General features: G+C 64.1%; 18 protein-coding genes. 9 read left to right on the forward strand and 9 right to left on the reverse strand.

Annotated elements, in window-relative coordinates; genetic code table 11:
• Nucleotides 1-265: 265 nt before the first annotated feature.
• Entirely contained in the window at nt 266-2,395 is a 2,130-nt protein-coding gene (locus GGD66_RS21445) for a tetratricopeptide repeat protein (RefSeq protein WP_183258944.1), read from the reverse strand.
• A 219-nt stretch (nt 2,396-2,614) separates the two neighbouring features.
• On the opposite strand from GGD66_RS21445, the gene GGD66_RS21450 reads away from it, so the two are divergent.
• Nucleotides 2,615-3,142 (forward strand): cupin domain-containing protein, encoded by a 528-nt coding sequence (locus GGD66_RS21450; protein WP_018322061.1) that lies wholly within the window; start codon nt 2,615-2,617, stop codon nt 3,140-3,142.
• Between the two features lie 326 nt (nt 3,143-3,468).
• The gene (locus GGD66_RS21455) at nt 3,469-4,686 is read left to right on the forward strand and encodes a rhomboid family intramembrane serine protease (RefSeq protein WP_246788954.1); all 1,218 of its coding nucleotides are present in this window, start codon (nt 3,469-3,471) and stop codon (nt 4,684-4,686) included.
• 108 nt (nt 4,687-4,794) lie between these two features.
• On the opposite strand, the gene GGD66_RS21460 is transcribed toward GGD66_RS21455, so the two are convergent.
• The gene (locus GGD66_RS21460) at nt 4,795-6,045 is read right to left on the reverse strand and encodes a NupC/NupG family nucleoside CNT transporter (protein WP_183258945.1); all 1,251 of its coding nucleotides are present in this window, start codon (nt 6,043-6,045) and stop codon (nt 4,795-4,797) included.
• A gap of 160 nt (nt 6,046-6,205) precedes the next feature.
• Here GGD66_RS21460 and GGD66_RS21465 point away from each other — a divergent pair, with 160 nt between their 5' ends.
• The gene (locus GGD66_RS21465) at nt 6,206-7,444 is read left to right on the forward strand and encodes an MFS transporter (RefSeq protein ID WP_183258946.1); all 1,239 of its coding nucleotides are present in this window, start codon (nt 6,206-6,208) and stop codon (nt 7,442-7,444) included.
• Nucleotides 7,445-7,653: 209 nt separating this feature from the next.
• Here GGD66_RS21465 and GGD66_RS21470 read toward each other — a convergent pair whose 3' ends face one another.
• From GGD66_RS21470 to GGD66_RS21495, 6 genes are all read right to left on the reverse strand, one after another.
• Nucleotides 7,654-8,412 (reverse strand): SDR family oxidoreductase, encoded by a 759-nt coding sequence (locus GGD66_RS21470; RefSeq protein WP_183258947.1) that lies wholly within the window; start codon nt 8,410-8,412, stop codon nt 7,654-7,656.
• A gap of 24 nt (nt 8,413-8,436) precedes the next feature.
• Nucleotides 8,437-9,195 carry a proteasome-type protease gene (locus GGD66_RS21475; protein ID WP_092259186.1) on the reverse strand — a complete coding sequence of 253 codons (759 nt, stop codon included), beginning with the start codon at nt 9,193-9,195 and terminating at the stop codon, nt 8,437-8,439.
• 114 nt (nt 9,196-9,309) lie between these two features.
• A complete protein-coding gene (locus GGD66_RS21480) occupies nt 9,310-9,717 on the reverse strand; it encodes a carboxymuconolactone decarboxylase family protein (protein WP_092259187.1) in 408 nt (135 codons plus the stop codon).
• 68 nt (nt 9,718-9,785) lie between these two features.
• On the reverse strand, nt 9,786-10,634 hold the full coding sequence (locus tag GGD66_RS21485) for a transglutaminase family protein (RefSeq protein ID WP_183259144.1): 849 nt from the start codon (nt 10,632-10,634) through the stop codon (nt 9,786-9,788).
• Nucleotides 10,635-10,754: 120 nt separating this feature from the next.
• Nucleotides 10,755-11,699, reverse strand: coding sequence for an alpha-E domain-containing protein (locus tag GGD66_RS21490; protein WP_183258948.1), 945 nt, complete (start codon nt 11,697-11,699; stop codon nt 10,755-10,757).
• A 4-nt stretch (nt 11,700-11,703) separates the two neighbouring features.
• Nucleotides 11,704-13,122: a circularly permuted type 2 ATP-grasp protein gene (locus GGD66_RS21495; RefSeq protein ID WP_183258949.1), complete on the reverse strand. Its 1,419-nt coding sequence runs from the start codon at nt 13,120-13,122 to the stop codon at nt 11,704-11,706.
• 276 nt (nt 13,123-13,398) lie between these two features.
• On the opposite strand from GGD66_RS21495, the gene GGD66_RS21500 reads away from it, so the two are divergent.
• Genes GGD66_RS21500 through GGD66_RS21510 form a run of 3 tightly spaced genes read left to right on the forward strand, consistent with a single transcriptional unit; the run spans nt 13,399 to nt 15,387 of the window.
• Entirely contained in the window at nt 13,399-14,136 is a 738-nt protein-coding gene (locus tag GGD66_RS21500; RefSeq protein WP_183258950.1) for a molybdopterin-binding protein, read from the forward strand.
• A 36-nt stretch (nt 14,137-14,172) separates the two neighbouring features.
• Nucleotides 14,173-14,700, forward strand: a complete 528-nt coding sequence (gene gpt / locus GGD66_RS21505; protein WP_018322072.1) for a xanthine phosphoribosyltransferase — start codon at nt 14,173-14,175, stop codon at nt 14,698-14,700.
• 24 nt (nt 14,701-14,724) lie between these two features.
• Nucleotides 14,725-15,387: a hypothetical protein gene (locus GGD66_RS21510; RefSeq protein WP_183258951.1), complete on the forward strand. Its 663-nt coding sequence runs from the start codon at nt 14,725-14,727 to the stop codon at nt 15,385-15,387.
• A 25-nt stretch (nt 15,388-15,412) separates the two neighbouring features.
• Here the strand turns inward: GGD66_RS21510 and GGD66_RS21515 are convergent, their stop codons facing one another.
• The gene (locus GGD66_RS21515) at nt 15,413-16,435 is read right to left on the reverse strand and encodes a methionine synthase (protein WP_183258952.1); all 1,023 of its coding nucleotides are present in this window, start codon (nt 16,433-16,435) and stop codon (nt 15,413-15,415) included.
• Between the two features lie 130 nt (nt 16,436-16,565).
• Between GGD66_RS21515 and GGD66_RS21520 the strand changes: the two genes are divergently transcribed.
• The 3 genes from GGD66_RS21520 to GGD66_RS21530 all read left to right on the forward strand — a co-directional run bounded on the left by GGD66_RS21520 (nt 16,566) and on the right by GGD66_RS21530 (nt 18,986).
• Nucleotides 16,566-17,267 carry a glutathione binding-like protein gene (locus GGD66_RS21520; RefSeq protein WP_018322075.1) on the forward strand — a complete coding sequence of 234 codons (702 nt, stop codon included), beginning with the start codon at nt 16,566-16,568 and terminating at the stop codon, nt 17,265-17,267.
• 133 nt (nt 17,268-17,400) lie between these two features.
• Nucleotides 17,401-18,009 carry a 2-hydroxychromene-2-carboxylate isomerase gene (locus GGD66_RS21525; protein WP_183258953.1) on the forward strand — a complete coding sequence of 203 codons (609 nt, stop codon included), beginning with the start codon at nt 17,401-17,403 and terminating at the stop codon, nt 18,007-18,009.
• Nucleotides 18,009-18,986 carry an NADPH:quinone oxidoreductase family protein gene (locus tag GGD66_RS21530; protein WP_183258954.1) on the forward strand — a complete coding sequence of 326 codons (978 nt, stop codon included), beginning with the start codon at nt 18,009-18,011 and terminating at the stop codon, nt 18,984-18,986. The genes GGD66_RS21525 and GGD66_RS21530 overlap by 1 nt, the downstream gene beginning before the upstream one ends.
• The last annotated feature ends 120 nt before the right edge of the window (nt 18,987-19,106 follow it).

The following is a 19,106-nucleotide window of genomic DNA, read 5'->3' on the forward strand; positions in this document are numbered from 1 at the left end:
GCCAGCGGCCTGTCGCGGGGTGCAAACCGCGGCAGGCCATTCCTCATGGAACAGGTCAAAGATAAACGATCGCGCTATTACAAGGGTGGGCAAAGGCGCTTAAGCGCCGTGCCCACCATCTCTCCATGATCGCGCACGGAAGGTGGGCATGCTTCCGCCTTCGCTCTTCGAGCTACGGCGGACAAGTCGCTTTGCCTACCCTACGATATCTCCGTTGCAGCTGCGCCGGGCGAACGCGCTATTCCCGTGATCACCTGAGGGGCGATCAGGCGCCCTCGCTGCAATAGCGTCTCCACATCGCGCGATAGGCCTCGTCGACCGCTCGCCCGTATGAGACGGGGTTGCTGGCGGCTGCGGCCCGGATCTTGTCGGGCAGCTCGCGGCGCAACCTGTCGAGCTCGCCAATTTGCGAACCTCGGCTCGTTGCGATTTCGATATACGCCTCATGGCTGTCGGTGACCCAGTCCGGCAAGCCAAGTGCGGTGAGGATGGAGCCGGCAGCACGGCTGGGCAGGCTGTTGCCGAGCTTCGCCACCACCGGCACGCCCATCTGCAAGGCTTCCCATGTGCTGACGCCGCCATTCTGCGGGAACGGGTCGAGGCAGATATCGACGCGATTGAACGATGCCAGATGTTCACTTCGCAAGGTGGCGCCGAGCAGATCGACACGCTCGGCCGGCAATCCGCAAGCCTCGAACCGGGCCAGCAAATTTTCGCGGACCAGCTGGTCGTCCAGCGCAACATCCTTGATCAGCAGTCGCGAGCCCGGCACCCGCTCGAGAATCCTGGACCAGACCTGCGCTGCCTCGTCCGAAATCTTGCTGATGCGGTTGAAGACGCCGAAGGTGACGAAACCGTTCGAGATCGCCGGCGTTGGTGCCCGCGGAATCTCGGTCGGCAGCGACGCCAGCGTCACGAAGCACGGCAGGTCGACGACGGTCTCGGCAAACAGATGCCGAACCTCGTGAGGAATCGCGACCGGATCCGACATCAGATAATCGATCGTCGGCAGCCCGGTGCCGGTGCCGTGGCCCCAGCCATGCACCTGGATCGGTGCCGGCTTGCGCGCGAACACGCCGAGGCGGTTGCCTCTGGTATGGCCGGACAGATCGATCAGGATGTCGATGCCGTCGGCGCGGATCTCGGCGGCGAGGCGATCTTCGGTCCATTGCGAGGCGTCGCGCCAGCGATCGGCGATCCCCTGAAATTCGCCGGTCGTCGCATCCACTTTCGACGAGCAGGCGTAGCACACGACCTCGAACTGTGCCCGGTCATGGTGTTGGAGCACCGGCTTGAAAATCAACGCAGCCGAATGCGCGTTGAAATCCGATGAGACATAGCCGAGCACCAGACGGCGGTCCGGATCGCGGCTGTTGTCATGCGGTCTCGCCGCGCCTGAAGCGATTTTCGCGCCGACACGCTCCCACCATACCTGACGCGCCTGCTGATGCCGTTCAACGGTGGCGTCCCCCGCAAAATCGAGCGTGAATATCTTGTTGGAGATCGCGCTCTGCAGGTCGGGCTGGATGTCGAGGGCTCTGTCGAAACTGGCGAGGGCCTCATTGACCCGGCCAAGTCCGGCGAGGCAAAGACCCAGCACCAGGTGAGCTTGAATGGAGTCGGGATCGATCGCGAGCGCCTGCTGGCAGTCGTGGGATGCGTGGGCAATTTGCTGGATCTGGAGCAGGACACTGGCCCGCGCGAGCCACCCATTCGCGTCGTCGGGTGCCAGCGCAATCGCCTGATTGCCGTCTGCCAGCGCTTCGTCAAATCGCTGAAGTTCCCGTAAAGCCGTGGCACGGTTCGCCAGCGCCGCGGCATAGTCGGGCTTGATCGACAGCGCGCGGTTCAAGCTTGCGACGGCCTCGTCGTAATTGCGCTGACGGCACAGCGCCCAACCCCGGCCGTTGTGGGCTTCAGCAAGGCTTGGGTTGAGTGCGATCGCCTTGTCGTAGCTATGGAGCGCCTCCTCGTGAAGATCGAGGGCTACGTTCGCGTTACCGAGATTGGAGAGGGTTGCGGCGTGGTTGGGCCGCAAGGCGAGGGACTTTCGATAGCTCGCGCAGGCGTCGTCGTGACGCCGCAGCCCGTTGAACGCGACGCCCAGCCTCATATGTGCATCGGCAGATTGCGGATCCACGGCGACCGCTCGGCTCAGCAGGATTTCGGCTTGCTGAAAGTTCTTGGCATCAGACTCCAAAGCGCCGAGCATGTGCAGCGCCATGAATTGGTTGGGCGCGAGCTGCAGGAGTTGCCGATAGGCAGCCTGGGCCTCGGCGAGAAGCCCCATCTTGTGGAGCTGGAGCGCATGCCCGAGCAACGGCAGCACTTCGGCTTTTTGCCGTTTCTGCAGCCGGGCATTTTGAAATGCACGCTGACCTACGCTGTTGCCCATGGCTTCAATCCCCCAGAATCTCTCTTCGAGATTAATTCAGCGGGAGAACGAATACGAGACGACGGCCGTTCGCCACGACAGCTTGGGACAAGCTACGACCGATCGGGTCATCGAGCCGCCAGCCTCGCGCCCGGCAATTGCCGCCTCATCCAAGACTGGATAATCTGTGCTCGGGTTGTACCCGTCCGGCGGGCGCGGCTCAGATCAGGGAGGCAGACAATGGCCAAGCAAAAGGCATCAAGACCCGCAACGAAGACCGCAGTGAAGAAGCGGAGCGGCGCCAAAGCGGCGGCGCGATCCTCGGCACGCAAGGCGGTGAAGGCGAAGGCCCGTACCGCCGCGCCGAAGAAGCCCGCGCGGCCCAGGCAGCGCATCGCGATCAGCCATCACCGCGAGGAAGACTTCAAGGCCGATGGCCTGCGCGCTTACGCGAAATACCGCGACCTCGGCATCGCCGACGCAAGTCACGGCCTCGCGCAAGCGCACGTGATCCGGCTGCAAGGTCCTTGCGATCCGGCCGAGGTGTCGAAACTGCATTTTCACGACGTCGACTTCCAGATGGTCTACGTGCTCAAGGGCTGGGTGAAGACCTATATGGACGGGCAGGGCGAGACCTTGATGAAGGAAGGCAGCGCCTGGACCCAGCCGCCGAAGATCAAGCACATGATCCTGGATTATTCGGATGACGTCGAACTGCTGGAGGTGATCCTGCCGGCGGAATTCAAGACGGTGGAGTTGAAGGCGTAGGCCCCCTCTCTCCTTCGTCATTGCCATGACGGTTCGTAGCCCGGATGGAGCGAAGCATAATCCGGGGCCGCTGCCTGCGACGACGCAGACCTTCCCGGATTGCGCTGCGCTCCATCCGGGCTACAGGACCATCGCTACTCCAGCCCCACCACCGCCCATCAAACACGTCGTCAGCGTTCCCGTCACACGATCGCTAAAAAGCCCCCGATCTGCGAAACCGGGCACTTACCAGTCGGATGGTTTCAGCTGTCCCGTAGGGCGGGCGCTAACCAGTCGAAAATACCTCTCCCATCAACTCAAAGCTGTGAAAACGCGGGAGTGCTTTCATGGCGACCAACACTTTTGGCCGACGCGGCGTTGCGGCGCCGCCCTCAAGAGCGTCATTTCAACCCGTCGCCGCGCCGATCGTTCGGGAGATCGTGCGCGACCCCGCTCAGGCCTTGCCTAGTGAGGGGACGCTTTTTGGCGACAACAAGCTTTTGGCCGATATCCCTTTCCTCACCATTGGCCTGATTTTTGGTCTGCTTCTGATCTTCGCCCTGCAACGCAGTCTGGCCATCGACGTTGCGCGGGACGGTGACCTCGATGTCCGCTCGCTGATCGCTCAGGGCGCCTCCGGTTACGATCTCGTTGTCGGACGAGGAGAGTGGTGGAGGATTGGCCTTGCGCCGCTGCTGCATGGCAGCGGGTGGCACCTCATCAGCAACTGCGTCGGGTTGTTCATCGTCGGCGTCAGGCTGGAGTCTCTGATCGGCCGTGGCTGGTTTGCGCTGATCTTCGTCGCCAGTGCGGTGGCGGGTGAGGTCGGCTCTCTGCTGGGCAATGGCCCCGGCACGGTGGGCGTCGGCGCGTCCGGCGCCATTACCGGGCTCATTGCCGCACTGTTCGTCGCGAGCTTCGATCCCGAAGCGGACGCCGATCAAACCATATCGCGATTGAAGACGTCGCTCTTCTTCGGCGTGCCCGCACTGCTGCCGCTGGCCTTCGGCGCCTCGGGCAATGTCAACTATTATGCCCATGCAGGCGGTGCGGTGGCCGGCGCCGCGCTTGCGATCACGCCGTGGCTCGCCTTCTGGTCCTATGACAGCCTGCCGCGGAGCGCCGGCATGACGTTGCTTGCAGCATCCCTCGGATCTCTGATCTGCGCCGGCTTCGCCGCCGTGCATTATTCGTCCTACATGGCCGATGCCGTGCACTATATCCGCGCATCGGAAGTGCCGACGAAGTCTGACGAGATGGTCAGCCGGTCTTTCGACCTCGTCACCCGCTACCCGAAAGACGCGCGGGCTCACGTGTTCCGCGCGGTCTTCTTCCTGGAACAAGCCAACCTGAGGTCGGCGGAGACGGAGGCGCGAACCGCCATGTCGCTCGCAGCTTCGGATGTGGCGGGTGGGCCGGTGCGCTCCGGCGCACAGGGCCTGATGGCGGTGTTGCTATGGGCGCAGGGACGGGAAAGCGAGGCGAAAGCCATGGCGGCCGAGCCGTGCCGTGCCAAGCTGGCCGAGGTGCGCCGCATCTTGCAGAAGTCGAAATTGTGCAGTTGACCGGAATGACCGGTTCGTAGCCCGGATGAGAGCGTAGCGGCATCCGGGAAAGTCTCTCCGCGGCGAAGCTGATCCCGGATACTCGCTGCGCTCATCCGGCCTACGGCATCAAGCCAACACCCCCACGACCGCGCCCATCAAGCAAGTCGTCAGCGTCCCCGATACGATCGACTTCAATCCCAGCGCGTTGATCTCCTCGCGCCGCTCCGGCGCCATCACGCCGAGGCCGCCGATCATGATGCCGAGGCTGGCGAAATTGGCGAAGCCGCACATTGCGTACAGCATGATCAGGCGCGAGCGCGGGTCGAGCGCATCACCCGGAAGCTTCGAGAAGTCGACATAGGCGATCAATTCGTTGAGTACGGTCTTGGTGCCCATCAGGCTACCGGCCGTCACCGCCTGATCCCATGGCAATCCCATCAGCCAGCACACCGGCGCCATAACCAGCCCCAGCAGGCGCTGTAACGAGATCGCGGCGCCGCCAACGTTCGGCAGCAGGCCGAGCATAGCGTTGACGAGATAGACCAGCGCCACCAGCACAAGCAGCATGGCGACGATGTTGATCAGCAGCTCGATCCCCGCGCTGGTGCCTTTCACGATCGCATCCATCGTGCTGGAGACCTCCATCTCCGGATCTTCGAGCGTGCCGCCGGTACGCGTGTCGGAGGTTTCAGGCACCATGATCAGGCTGACGAGGATCGCTGCCGGCGCGCCCAGCACGGAGGCGATGACGAAATGCGCGGCCGCGTCAGGAATGTGGGGCGCCAGCAGCGTCGCATAGAGCACCAGCACCGTGCCGGCGATGCCCGCCATGCCGCCGGTCATCACCAGGAACAATTCGCTGCGGGTCATCTGCTTCAGATAGGGCCGCACGAACAGCGGCGCCTCGACCATGCCGAGAAAGATGTTCGCGGCGGTCGAAAGGCCCACCGCACCGCCGACACCGAGCGTCCGCTCCAGCAGCCAGGCCATGCCGCGCACGATCGGCGGTAGCACGCGCCAGTAGAATAGCAGCGTCGTCAGCACGCTCATCACCAGCACGATCGGCAGCGCCTGGAACGCCAGGATGAAATCGGCGCCAGGCACCTTGACGTCGAAGGGCAGGGCGCCGCCGCCGACATATCCGAACACGAAGGCGGAGCCGGCGCGCGAGGCGGCCGAGATCGCACCGACCGCGTCATTAATGGCGCCGAAGGCGTGCGCGACGACCGGCAGCTTCAGGAGCACGATCGCCGTGACGAAGGTGGCGACGAGGCCGATCGCCACCTGCCGCAGCGACACCGCGCGCCGATTCTCCGCCAACGCGAAGGCGATCAACAGCAATGCGAAAATGCCGAGTGCCGATTGCAAGCGCAGCATGATGTCCCCAAACCCCCAATGATTATGGCCGCGCCTGCGCTGCAAAGGCAATGCCGGGGGCCGCCAGAGGCGCCCCACTGTTGACAAGCGGGTCCGCCTCGGCCACGCGGGGGCCTTCGACAGTGAGGGGGCGAGCGGTCCGAGGGTGACCCAAAAGGCGATGCCAGAGCAGCCAATATCCGGACACCCGCCGGTCAGCGCCCGCGCGCTTCTCGCCCATCGCGCGTTCCTGTTCTTCCTGCTCTCGCGCAGCCTGTCGCGCTTTTCCAGCCAGATCGCGGCGGTCGCGATCGGCTGGCAGATCTACGATCTCACCGGCTCGGCCTTCGACCTCGGCATGGTCGGCCTCGTGCAGTTCCTGCCTACCGCGCTCCTGGTGTTCGTCGCTGGCCACGCCGCCGACCGCTATGAGCGCAAGCGCGTGGTCCAGCTCTGCCAGCTCGTTGAAGCGGCGACCGCGCTCTATCTCGCAATCATCACCTATCTCGGCGCGGCCGGCGAGGTCCAGATATTCATCGCGACCTTCGTGCTCGGCATTGCCGGCGCGTTCGAGAGCCCGACCACGGCGGCGCTGCTGCCGCTGATCGCGCCGCAGGGCTCGCTTCAGCGCGCCACTGCCGTCTCCAGCGGCGCGGCGCAGGTCGCGACCATCACCGGGCCGGCGCTCGGCGGCTTCGCCTATGCGGTTTCCCCGCATCTCGCCTACGCCGTGATGGTGCTGTTCTGGATTGTCGGCATGATCCTGACCGGCTTCATCCGGCCGCGTCCGCAGGCGATCGCGAAGGAGGGGATGGACTCGGACAACATCTTTGCCGGCGTTCGCTTCATTCGCAGCAATCCGGCGATCCTCGGCACCATTTCGCTCGACCTGTTCGCGGTGCTGTTCGGCGGCGTCACCGCACTGCTGCCGATCTATGCCCGCGACATCCTCCAGACCGGTCCGGTCGGGCTCGGCGTGCTTCGTGCCGCGCCGGCGGTCGGTGCGCTCCTGATGACCATGGTGCTGGCACGCCACGCCATCTCGAGGCACGTGGGCCTGCGCATGTTCCAGGCCGTGATCGTGTTCGGCCTCGCCACGATCGTGTTCGCGCTGTCCTCCTGGATGTGGCTGTCGGTGCTCGCGCTCGCCGTGCTCGGTGCCGCCGACACGATCAGCGTCGTGATCCGCTTCTCGCTGGTGCAGCTGTCCACGCCCGACGAGATGCGCGGCCGCGTCGGCGCGGTGAACTTCCTCTTCATCAACGCCTCGAACCAGCTCGGCCAGTTCGAAAGCGGTGTGGCCGCCGCGCTGCTCGGCGCCATGCCCGCCGCCGTGCTCGGCGGCGTCGCCACGGTTGCGGTGGCGCTGCTCTGGATGAAGCTGTTTCCCAGCCTGCGGCAGGTGGAGAGCTTGGAGTAGGCCTCCGCTCTCTCCACGTCATTGCGAGGAGCGAAGCGACGAAGCAATCCAGAATCTTGCCTCGGAAGCATTCTGGATTGCTTCGCTGCGCTCGCAATGACGATTGTTGAGATAGCTCGTGGACTTAACTCGCGTCACCCCCGCAGCCAAGCAGCAGCAGGCGCCTCTTGACGCCTACTGTGCATGGGGTTGTTTTCGCAATTTTAGCTTCAGCCCCGTCCGACGAACGGCATCTTGGTTGCCATGACCGTCATGGTCAGCACGTTGGCATCGAGCGGCAGGCCGGCCATGTAGGCCACGGCATCGCCGACCGCTTTCGCATCCATGCGCGGCTCGTGCTTGGTGGTGCCGTCCGGCTGCAGCACGCCGGGGCCGCTGACCATGCGATCGGTCATCGGGGTCGCGGCATTGCCGATGTCGACCTGGCCGACCGCGATGTCGTACATGCGGCCGTCGAGGTTGCTGGCCTTGGTCAAGCCGGTGATGGCGTGCTTGGTCGAGGTGTAGGCCGCCGAGAATGGGCGCGGCGCATGCGCCGAGATCGAGCCGTTGTTGATGATGCGGCCGCCGCGCGGGGTCTGGTCCTTCATGATGCGGAAGGCGTGCTGGGTGCACAGGAACGGGCCGGTAAGGTTGGTGTTCACCACCGCCTGCCATTGCTCGAGGCTGAGGTCCTCGAAGTTCACCGCGGGAGCGCCCATGCCGGCATTGTTGAACAGCACGTCGAGCCGGCCATAGGTCGCCTTCACCTTGTCGAACAGTGCGGCGATGGAATCCGGCTTGGTCATGTCGGCGGTGACGCACAGGCTTTTCCCGGCGGGACCGAGCTTCGCCGTCTCCTCGAGCATGTCGAGCCGGCGACCCACCAGCACCACGGTGAAGCCGGTGTTCATCAATGCCAGCGACGCGGCGCGCCCGACACCGGTGCCGGCGCCCGTCACCACTGCGATCTTGTTTGCTTCACTCATTGTTTCCTGCCTTTTCTCATGCTGTCAGGTTTTAGGTTCTTTTTCGTTCTTGTAGGGCGGCCGTGGAATGTTCTGGTGCGCCGCGCGCAGCGCCGCCGACCAACGCGAGCGCAGATCGTGGAAATAGGGCTCGCCGGCCTCGATGCGATGGTTGAGATCTGCATCGCAGGCATCGGCGCGCACCACCAGCACGTCGATCGGCAGGCCGACGCCGAGGTTCGAACGCATGGTCGAATCCATCGAGATCAGGCCGGTCTTCAGCGCCTCGTAGAGCTCGACGTCGTAATGCATGGCGCGGTCGAGCACGGGCTTGCCGTATTTGTGCTCACCGATCTGCAAGTACGGGGTATCGGTCGTGCACTCGATGAAATTGCCGGCGGTGTAGATCATGAACAGGCGCATCCGGGAGCCCTTGATCTGGCCGCCGAACAGGAAGGAGACGTCGAACGAGACGTCCTCGGATCTCAGCGCCGGGCCCTCGGTCGCATGCACCGCGCGGATCGCCCGGCCGATGCGCTGGGCGGCCTGGAACATGGTCGGCGCGTTCATCAGCGTCTCGACCTCGCCCGTGTTGGGGTCCTCCAGGCCTTCGGTCAGCGTGGAGAGCACGGACTGGCTGATGGCGAGGTTGCCGGCGCTGGCGATCGCCATGATGCGCTCGCCGGGCTTTGAGAAGATGTGCAGCTTGCGGAAGGTCGAGACGTTGTCGAGGCCGGCATTGGTGCGGGTGTCGGCGATCATCACCAAACCGTCCCGAACCAGGATTCCGCAACAATAGGTCATTTCCAGTCCCCGAACGCGTTTGCGCGGAATTACTAGCGAATTTCGGGAGCCGGTCCAACCCCCGATTCCCGGGGGAAGGTCGTCATTCCGGGGCGTGGCAGCCAGCTCTGCCGCTCAATCCGCGGCATCGACGAGAAACGCCTCGTCGACCGGCACGCCGAGCGCCGTGACCAGCCGGTTGGTCTCCGCGGCCATGCCGACGATGGCGAGCAGCTCGCCATATTCGGCCTCGGTCATGCCCTTGGCCCGCGCGGCGGCGGTGTGGGAGTGAATGCAGTAGCTGCAGCCATGCGCGATCGAAACCGCGACATAAAGCATTTCCTTGACCTTGGGATCGAGCGCGCCGGGAGCCATCACCTCCTTGATGCTCTCCCAGGTCCGCCGCAGCGTCTTCGGATCATGCGCCAGCGCACGCCAGAAATTGTTGACGAAGTCCGACTTTCGCACCTTCCGGATATCGTCGAAGACGGCGCGCGCTTCGGTGGAGAGTTCATCGTCCGAAAGCAGTTTTACGGTGGCCATGGGTACCTCGCGGGGGCAGCTTCGATCCCCGCGAGTGTAGCACGACCGATGCGCTCGAACGGCTGCGCCTAGCTCTGCCGTTGGGATTGCGATTGCGACGGACCGCCGCGGCCGGCCTGCTCGACCTTCACGGCCACGGCCAGCGTCTCGGCGCCGCCGCCATAGCGGGTGCCGCGCACCGGAGCTGCGCCGAGATAGTCGAGCCCGATCGCGACGCGGACATGGGCGTCGGTGGCGCAGATGCTGTTGGCGGGATCGAATCCGACCCAGCCGAGATCGGGCACAAACGCTTCCGCCCAGGCGTGACCGGCGTCCTGATGCACCGTGCCGTCCGCGCGCAGGAAGTGGCCGGAGACGAAGCGCGCCGGCACGCCGCCGGTGCGGGCGCAGGCGATGAAGATGTGCGCGTAGTCCTGGCAGACCCCGCGCTTGAGCGTGAACGCCTCCGCCGCCGAGGTGCCGCTGTTGGTCGGGTCCTCGTCGAAGGTCATGTGATCGGCGATCTCGGTCATCAGCGTATGCAGGAAGCCGAGCGTGTCGCTCTCGGCCTCGCTGCGCAACTGGCGCGCGACCGCCATCATCGCCGGATTGACCGAGGTGAGGTCGGTGGCACGTAAGAACATGCCGGCCGGAAAGCGCTCGTCGGTCCCGCGCAGCACGCCGCCGGTGTCGTGGGTCTCGATCAGGCCTTCGGCGGTGATCTTGATGTCGCCGACAGGCCCGCAGGACAGCACATGGGTGACGTTGCCGAAGGCGTCCTCGTGGGTGTCGAGCTTGGTGTCCGTCGAGACGTCGATCTGCCATTCCGCCACATATTGCCCGTCATGGCTGCCGGGCGTCATGCGCAGGATCTGGATTACGCTGGTGGCTGCCGGCTCGTAGCGATAGGTCGTGGTGTGCAGGATTCGCAGGCGCATGGTGGTTTTGATCCATTCCGGGCGATGCGTCAGCATCGAACTCTAGTGCGCAATTGCGCACTTGAGAATCTCGAGATTCCGGGTCTGGTCCTTCGGACCATCCCGGAATGACGGCGTTCATCAGATCAAATACTGCTTCGTGATGATTTCGCCCAGCCTGGAATTGTCGGTGATGAATTCCTGAATGAATTCATGCACGCCATGCTGGAAAATGTCGTTCATATTGCTGTGTTCCAGCCGGTTACGGATGCCGCGGGCGTGGCGCTGGGCCGGGCCCTGGCGGCCATAGGCGACGCCGATCTGGTCGAGGTTGCGCACGAGATTGCCGTAGCAACTGGCGAGCGAGCGCGGCAGCGTGTCGTTGAGGATGAGCAGATCCGCGATCAGCCACGGCTTCAGCGTCTCGCGATAGACCCAGTGATAGGCCGTCAGCGCCGAGACCGAGCGCAGGATCGAGCTCCACTGATAGAAATCGAGCGGGCCGCCGACATGCTCCTCCTCGGGCAGCAGCACGTGATACTTCACGTCGAGAATGCGCGCGGTGTTGTCGGCGCGCTCCAGATGCACGCCCATCCGCGAAAACCAGTAGGCATCGTTGCGCAGCATGGTCCGGTAGGCCGAACCGTCGAAACGCAGCGAGGTCTCCTGGACGAAGCGCAGGAATTTTGCGAGGTCCTCGCGCGTCGAGGTGCCCTTGCTCCACACCGCCTGAAGCTCGATCCAGGCCGAGTTGATGGTGTCCCACATCTCGCTGGTCAGCGCCGTGCGGACCGAGCGCGAGTTCAGCCGCGCCGCCTCGATGCAGTTCCTGATCGAGGATGGATTGTCCACGGAGAACGAGAGGTAGTTGACGACGTTGTGCTCGTTGGCTTCCTCGTAGGTCTGATAGAAGCTGGCGGCGACGCCGGCGGTGAGCAGCGCCGAGTCCCATTCATTGGTCTTGCCGATATAGGCGGCGGGAAGCGCGGTGACGCGCAGCGTCGCATCGATGGTGCGCGCGAGATATTCGGCCCGTTCGACGTAGCGGGCGAGCCAGTAGAGGTTTTCGGCGGTACGCGACAGCATCTGACTACTCGTCCAGGATCCAGGTGTCTTTGGTGCCGCCGCCCTGGCTCGAATTCACCACCAGGGAGCCTTCCTTCAGCGCGACGCGTGTCAGGCCGCCCGGCACGACAGTGGTGCTCTTGCTGCCGGTGAGCACGAAGGGCCGCAAATCGACATGGCGTGGGGCGAGGCCGGTTGCGGTGCAAGTCGGGCAGGTCGAGAGCGCGAGCGTCGGCTGGGCGATGAAGCCTTCGGGCTCGCGCTTGAGCTTCTCGCGGAACGCTTCGATCGTGGCCTTCGTCGCGGCGGGCCCGATCAGCATGCCGTAGCCGCCGGAGCCGTGCACTTCCTTGACGACGAGCTCGCTCAGATTGTCCAGCACATAGGCGAGGTCCTTCGGTTCGCGGCAGCGCCAAGTCGGGACGTTCTTCAGGATCGGCTCCTCGCCGAGATAAAATTTCACGATATCCGGCATGTAGGAGTAGATCGCCTTGTCGTCGGCAATCCCGGTGCCAACGGCGTTGGCGAGCGTGATGTTGCCGGCCGCATAGGCCGACATCAGCCCGGGCACGCCGAGCACGGAATCGGGACGGAAGGTGAGCGGATCGAGGAAGTCGTCGTCGACGCGGCGATAGATTACGTCGACCCGCTTCACGCCTTCGGTCGTCCGCATGAACACTTCGTTGTTCTTGACGATGAGATCGCGGCCCTCGACCAGCTCGATGCCGAGCTTGTCGGCGAGGAAGGAGTGCTCGTAATAGGCCGAGTTGTAGACGCCGGGGGTGAGCAGGGCGACGGTCGGCTCGCCCGAGGCGCTGAGCGGCGCGACGGAGCGGAGCGCCGAGAGCAGCTCGTCCGGATAGCGCTCGACCGGCGCCACCTTGTGGCGGGCGAACAGATCCGGAAACAACCGCATCATGATCTCGCGGTTTTCCAGCATGTAGGACACGCCGGAGGGCGTGCGCGCATTGTCCTCGAGCACGATGAAGTCGTTGGCATCGACCCGGACGATGTCGATGCCGGCGATGTGCACGTAGACGTCGTGCGGCACCTGCTGGCCGTTCATCTCGGGCCGGAACACCGGGTTCTGGAAGATCAGATCGTCGGGCACGATCTCGGCGCGCAGGATGTCGCGGCCGTGATAGATATCGCGCAGAAACATGTTGAGCGCGCGCACGCGCTGCTTCAGGCCCTTCTCCAGCAGTGCCCATTCCTTGCCCGACATGATCCGCGGGATCACGTCGAAGGGGATCAGGCGCTCGGTGGACTCGGCCTCGCCATAGACCGCGAAGGTGATGCCGATGCGGCGGAACAGGAGCTCGGCCTCCTGGCGGCGATATTCGAGCGCCTCGGGAGGCGTCTCCTTGAGCCAGCGCGCCAGCTCCTGATAGGCGGGGCGAAGGTCCCCGCCGGGAATATTCATTTCATCAAACGCGACTGCCATAGATGCCGACTGTTCTCCGCAAGGCGTTGCGCCAATGGACAGGTCGCCAGGCCCTGGTGAAGCCGCAACGTCCTGACCATGCGGCAAGAGTGCATGACTTTCATGTGGTAGCAAGGGCCGGGCCAGCGCGATAAGCATGGACTGGCAGCATTTGTCGGGGATGGCCGGCGGCTTGCCTGAAAAAATGGCTGAGGACTGCTTATTTCGACAGCAAAACCGCGTGACTTCAACGCGTTACCTCGGCAAAGTCGGCGCCACAGGTGAGGGACTTAAGTTATGAGCGAGATCGTCACGGCGGGCATTCTGGTCATTGGGGACGAAATCCTGTCGGGCCGGACCAAGGACAAGAATATCGGCTTCATCGCCGAATACCTGACCAATATCGGCATCGACCTGAAGGAGGTTCGGGTCGTGTCCGATGACGAGCCCGACATCATCGCGGCCTTGGATGCACTGCGGCATCGCTACACCTACGTCTTCACCACCGGCGGCATCGGGCCGACCCATGACGACATCACCGCCGACAGCGTCGCCAAGGCGTTCGGCGTCGGCATCGACCACCATCCGGAGGTGGTCGCCCGTTTCAAGGAGCGCTGGAGCGAGCAGGACCTCAACGAGGCCCGGTTGCGCATGGCCCGCATCCCCGACGGTGCCGAGCTGATCCAGAGCGCAACCATCCTTGCGCCCGGCTTCAAGATCGGCAATGTCATCGTGATGGCCGGCGTGCCCTCGATCATGCAGGCGATGATGGACATCGTCTCGCCCAAGCTGAAATCGGGCGTGCGCATGCTCTCCGAATCGGTCCGCGCCAATGCGCGGGAGGGCGACATCGGCAGCCCCTTACGCGCGATCGCCACCGCCCATCCCGACACCATCATCGGCAGCTACCCCTTCATGGACGAGGAGCAAAAGCCGAATACGAACCTCGTGGTGCGCTCGCGCGATGCGGACAAGCTCGCGGCAGCAATGGCCGCGGTGAAGGAAATGCTGGCAGGATTGAACATCAGTCGTTAGCAGAGAATTTGCCGGCAGGCGAAGCAGGAGACGACAATGGCTGGTGAAGCACCGGAACTGAGTGCGCAGGAGCGGGCGGGCAAGGCCTTCCCGGTCTCGTGGGACCAGTTCCACCGGGATTGCCGGGCGCTGACCTGGCGCCTCAACGAGGTCGGCCCGTTCCATGCGGTGATCGCGATCACCCGCGGCGGCCTAGTGCCGGCCGCGATCGTGGCGCGCGAGCTTGGCGTGCGCATCATCGATACCGTCTGCGTCGCCAGCTACGACCACGACAAGCAGGGCGACCTCCAGGTCCTCAAGGGTATTTCGGAACAGGCCATGAAGCTTGGTGGTGGCACCGGCAAGGGGCTGTTGATCGTCGACGATCTCGTCGACACCGGCAAGACCGGCAAGCTGGTGCGCGAGATGTTGCCCGACGCACATTTCGCCACCGTCTATGCCAAGCCGAAGGGGCGCCCGCTGGTCGACACCTTCATCACGGAAGTCTCGCAGGATACCTGGATCTTCTTCCCCTGGGACACCGCGCTGTCCTACCACCCGCCGCTGCGCGACGGCGCGGCGTGATCAAAGGCGAATGGCGAGTAGCGAATGGCGAATAGCAGCCCCTCCACTCGCAATTCGCCATTCGCTACTCGCCCTCTCCAAAACCGCGTCCTGCCGACCGGCGACATTATCGCCACCCCGCATCGCGGCTTGTTCACCGGCAATCGCGGCATCATCCATGATCCCGCAACGAAGACGCTGCTGAACAAGCGCTGGTCGTCGCCAGCGTGGATTATATGCTTGTGCGAGTTCCGCGGCTGGCGGCGGCCGGTGATGGCGCGGCGCAGCTGGACCGAGCTGTTCTTCCTCGACGAGGCCACCGCCTTTGCCGCAGGACATCGCCCCTGCTTCTTCTGCCGACGCGAGGACGCCAACCGGTTTCGCGCGGCGTGGGAGAGGGGCAATGGCACAACCAAGGTGAGCGCAAAGGCGATGGACGCCCAGCTGCACCTGGAGCGTCTCGATGGCGGCCGCAAGCGCCTGCACCCACTACCGATGTTGCCGGCAGAGTTGCCCGACGGCGCGATGGTGCAGCAGGGCGAGGAGAGCTTTCTGGTGATGAAGGGACGGCCGCTGTTATGGTCGCCAGCCGGCTATGCCCGCGCCGAGCACGAGCTGGAGAGCCCAATGCTGCTGACGCCCCCGTCTACACTGCGTGCACTGAGCGCCGGATATCAACCGGCGCTGCATCCGACCGCTCTGGACTAGCAGAGCGGCCTGCGGATCCCGGCCCTCACCCCAGCTTCTCGCGCGCCAGCGCGGCACCCGCGCCGAGCGCCATCAGCTTGGCTTCGGCGATCTCGCGCCGCATCGGCGCCATGCCGCAATTGGTGGTGGCGATGATGTTGCTCTTGGGAACGAATTTCGACACCGCGTCGATCACCTCCACGACATCCTCTGCGGTCTCCACCGTGTCGCTGGCAACGTCGATCACGCCGGCCTGCACGATCTTGTTCTTCAAGAGCGCGAGCAAATCGAGCGGCACTTTCGAATTGCGGCATTCGATCGCGACCTGCTGGATCGGGCTGGCGTCGATCGCCGGAAAGATCTGTTCATACTGCCGCCATTGGCTGCCTAACGTTTCCTTCCAGTCGGTGTTGGCCTTGATGCCGTAGCCGTAGCAGATGTGCACGGCAGTGGCGCAGGTGAGGCCCTGCGCAGCGCGCTCCAGCGCCTTGATGCCCCAATCGTTGACCTCGTCCATGTAGACGTTGAAGGCGGGTTCGTCGAACTGCACGAGATCGACACCGTCGGCCTGCAATGCCTTGGCCTCCTCATTCAAAAGCTCGGCGAAGGCAAACGCCATCTTGACGCGGTCGCCATAGTAGCGATCGGCAATGGTGTCGATGATGGTCATCGGGCCGGGCAGGGTGAACTTCAGCTTCCTCTTCGTGTGCGTGCGCGCCGCGCGCGCCTCGAAGGCATGGACGCGGCCCTTGAGCCGGAGCGGGGCGACCACTTGCGGCACCATCGCCTTGTAGCGGTCCTTGCGGATGCCCATCTCGACCTTGTGCGCGAAGTCGATGCCGTCGATCTTCTCCAGGAAGCCGTGCACGAAATGTTGCCGGGCCTGCTCGCCCTCGGTGAGGATGTCGATTCCGGCGTCCTCCTGGATCTTCAGCCAGATCAACGTCGCGTCGCGCTTGGCGCGGAGTAGCTCGTCGCCCTGCGACTTCCAGGGCGCCCAGAGCATATTGGGTTCGGCAAGCCATTCCGGCTTCGGCAAGGAGCCGGCAATCGTGGTTGGAAACAGCATGGCGGCCCTCCGGCGGGTTGTGTTGCGCCCCTTCCTGCCATGTCCTAACGTCAAGGTACAGAACAACAAAAGTCGTTATTTTAGCTGGCGGCATCGGCAGGGAAGGCCAAAGGATGCCGAGGGAAACGTCATGATCGATCTCCATTACGCGCCGACGCCGAATGGCTGGAAAATCTCGATCATGCTGGAAGAGCTCCGACTTCCCTATGTCGTGAAGCCCGTCGACATCCGCGCCGGCGAGCAGTTCAGCCCCGAGTTTCTGGCGATCTCCCCGAACAACCGCATCCCCGCGATCGTCGATCACGCACCCGCCGACGGCGGCGGGCCGTTCTCGGTGTTCGAGACCGGCGCAATTCTGATTTATCTCGCGGAGAAGACCGGCCGCTTCCTGGCCGCTGACTTGCGCGGCCGTTCCACCACAATTCAATGGGTGATGTGGCAGATGGCCGGCCTCGGGCCGATGCTGGGCCAGCACGGCCATTTTGCGCTCTATGCGGCGGAGAAGATCCCCTATGCGATCGAGCGCTATCGCGACGAGGCGGCCCGGCTCTACGGTGTGCTCGACCGGCAGCTGGAGAAGACCGGCGCCTATGTCGCCGGCGACTATTCCATTGCCGACATTGCCTGCTTCCCCTGGACCATGACCCACAAGGCGCAGGGCTTTACGCTCGACGACTATCCGAATGTCAAACGCTGGTATGCCGACGTCCGCGCCAGGCCGCAGGTGCAGGCGGGGCTTGCGATCGGAAAATTCGTGAAAGAGCCGTTCGACGAGGAATCACGCAAGATCATGTTCGGCCAGCGTGCGAAGGAAGTGTTGGGAAGGAAGTAGTGCCTGTCCCTCATGGTGAGGAGCGCCATAGGCGCGTCTCGAACCATGAAGGCCCGACTGTCACCCGTGGCCATCCTTCGAGACGGCCGCTACGCGGCCTCCTCAGGACGAGGTCCGTCACAAAGGAAACGCCATGATCGAATTCTTCTTCGACTGTTCCAGCCCCTGGACCTATCTCGCCTTCCACAACATCCAGCCGCTCGCCAGGGAACTCGGCGCCGAGATCGTCTGGCGACCGATCCTGGTCGGCGGCATCTTCAATACGGTCAATCCGAGCGTCTATGCGCAGCGCGAGACGCCGGTGCCGTTGAAGGCGCGCTATATGAAGAAGGACCTTCAGGACTGGTCGCGCTCGGCGGGCCTTGCGATCAAGATGCCGCCGACGGTGTTTCCGGTGAACAGCGTCAAGGCGATGCGCGGCTGCATCTGGCTGGGTAAGGACATGGTGCCGTTCGCGACCGCCGTGTTCGAGGCCTATTGGGGGGGCGACAAGGACATCTCGCAGGACGCGGTGCTCGCGGAGATTTGCAAACGGGTCGGCATCGACGAGCCAAAATTCTTCGCCGGCATCGCCGAGCAAGGGATCAAGGATCAGCTCAAGGCGAATACGGAAGAGGTCGTCGCCCGCGGCGGATTCGGCTCGCCGACGATCTTTGTCAACAAGACCGACATGTATTTCGGCAATGACCGCCTGCCGCTGATCCGCGAAGCGCTCAAGCGCAGCAAGGCGAGCGCGGCCTGATGGTGCGCGCCGTCGTCTGTCGCGCGCTCGGCGAGCCCGAAACCTTGCGGCTGGAAGAGTTTCCGCCGCGCGCCCTGAAGCCGGGCGAAGCGCGGGTCGCGATCCGTGCCGCCGGGCTGAATTTTCCTGATGTGCTGATGGCCGCCGGCCAATATCAGCTCAAGCCGGAGCTGCCGTTCACGCCCGGCATGGAAGCTGCCGGCGACGTGACCGAAGTGGGTGCGGAGGCGAAGGGCGTTGCCGTCGGCGACAAGGTTATCGTGAAGATGCGGCATGGCGCATTCACCGACGAGGCCATCGTCGCGCCGTCGCAGCTCACGCCGATGCCGTCGACATTCGACTACGCCGAGGCTGCGACCTATCTTGCCGGCCATGGCACGGCCTATCACGCGCTGATCGATCGCGGCCGGGTCGAGCCGGGAGAGGTGCTGCTGGTGCATGGCGCCGGTGGTGGCACGGGATTGGCCGCCGTCGAGATCGGCAAGATGTTGGGCGCGACCGTGATCGCGACGGCGTCCAGCGACGAGAAGCTCGCCATTGCGAAATCGCGCGGCGCCGATCATCTTATCCGCTATGACCGCGAGCCGTTTCGCGACGCCGTCAAGCGCATCACCGATGGTCGCGGCGCGGACATCGTGTTCGATCCCGTCGGCGGTCAGGTTTTCGAAGACTCGATGCGCTGTATCGCCTGGGGCGCGCGGCTCCTCGTAATCGGCTTCACCGGCGGCATCGGTTCGGCCAAGACCAACCTCCTGCTGATCAAGGGAGCCAGCGTGCTCGGCGTGCGTGCCGGCGAAGCGGTACGAAAGAATCCCGCACTTGGCGAGGTCCGCCTGAAAGCGCTCTTGCAATGGGCGGAGGAGGGCAAGCTGCGCCCCAACGTCTCACACCGCCTGCCACTGGAAGATTACGCGAAGGCCATGCGGCTCTTGATCGACCGCAAGGCGATCGGGCGTGTCGCGCTGATGATGGAGTGACGGTGCCGTAGGGTGGGCAAAGGCGCTGTTGCGCCGTGCCCACCATCTCTCTCGATGGCGAAAAGTGCGTGGGCACGCTTCCGCCGTCGCTCTTCGAGCTATGGCGGACAAGTCGCTTTG

This window comes from Bradyrhizobium sp. CIR48, from assembly GCF_014198315.1.
In the GTDB taxonomy this organism is placed as follows: Bacteria; Pseudomonadota; Alphaproteobacteria; order Rhizobiales; family Xanthobacteraceae; genus Bradyrhizobium.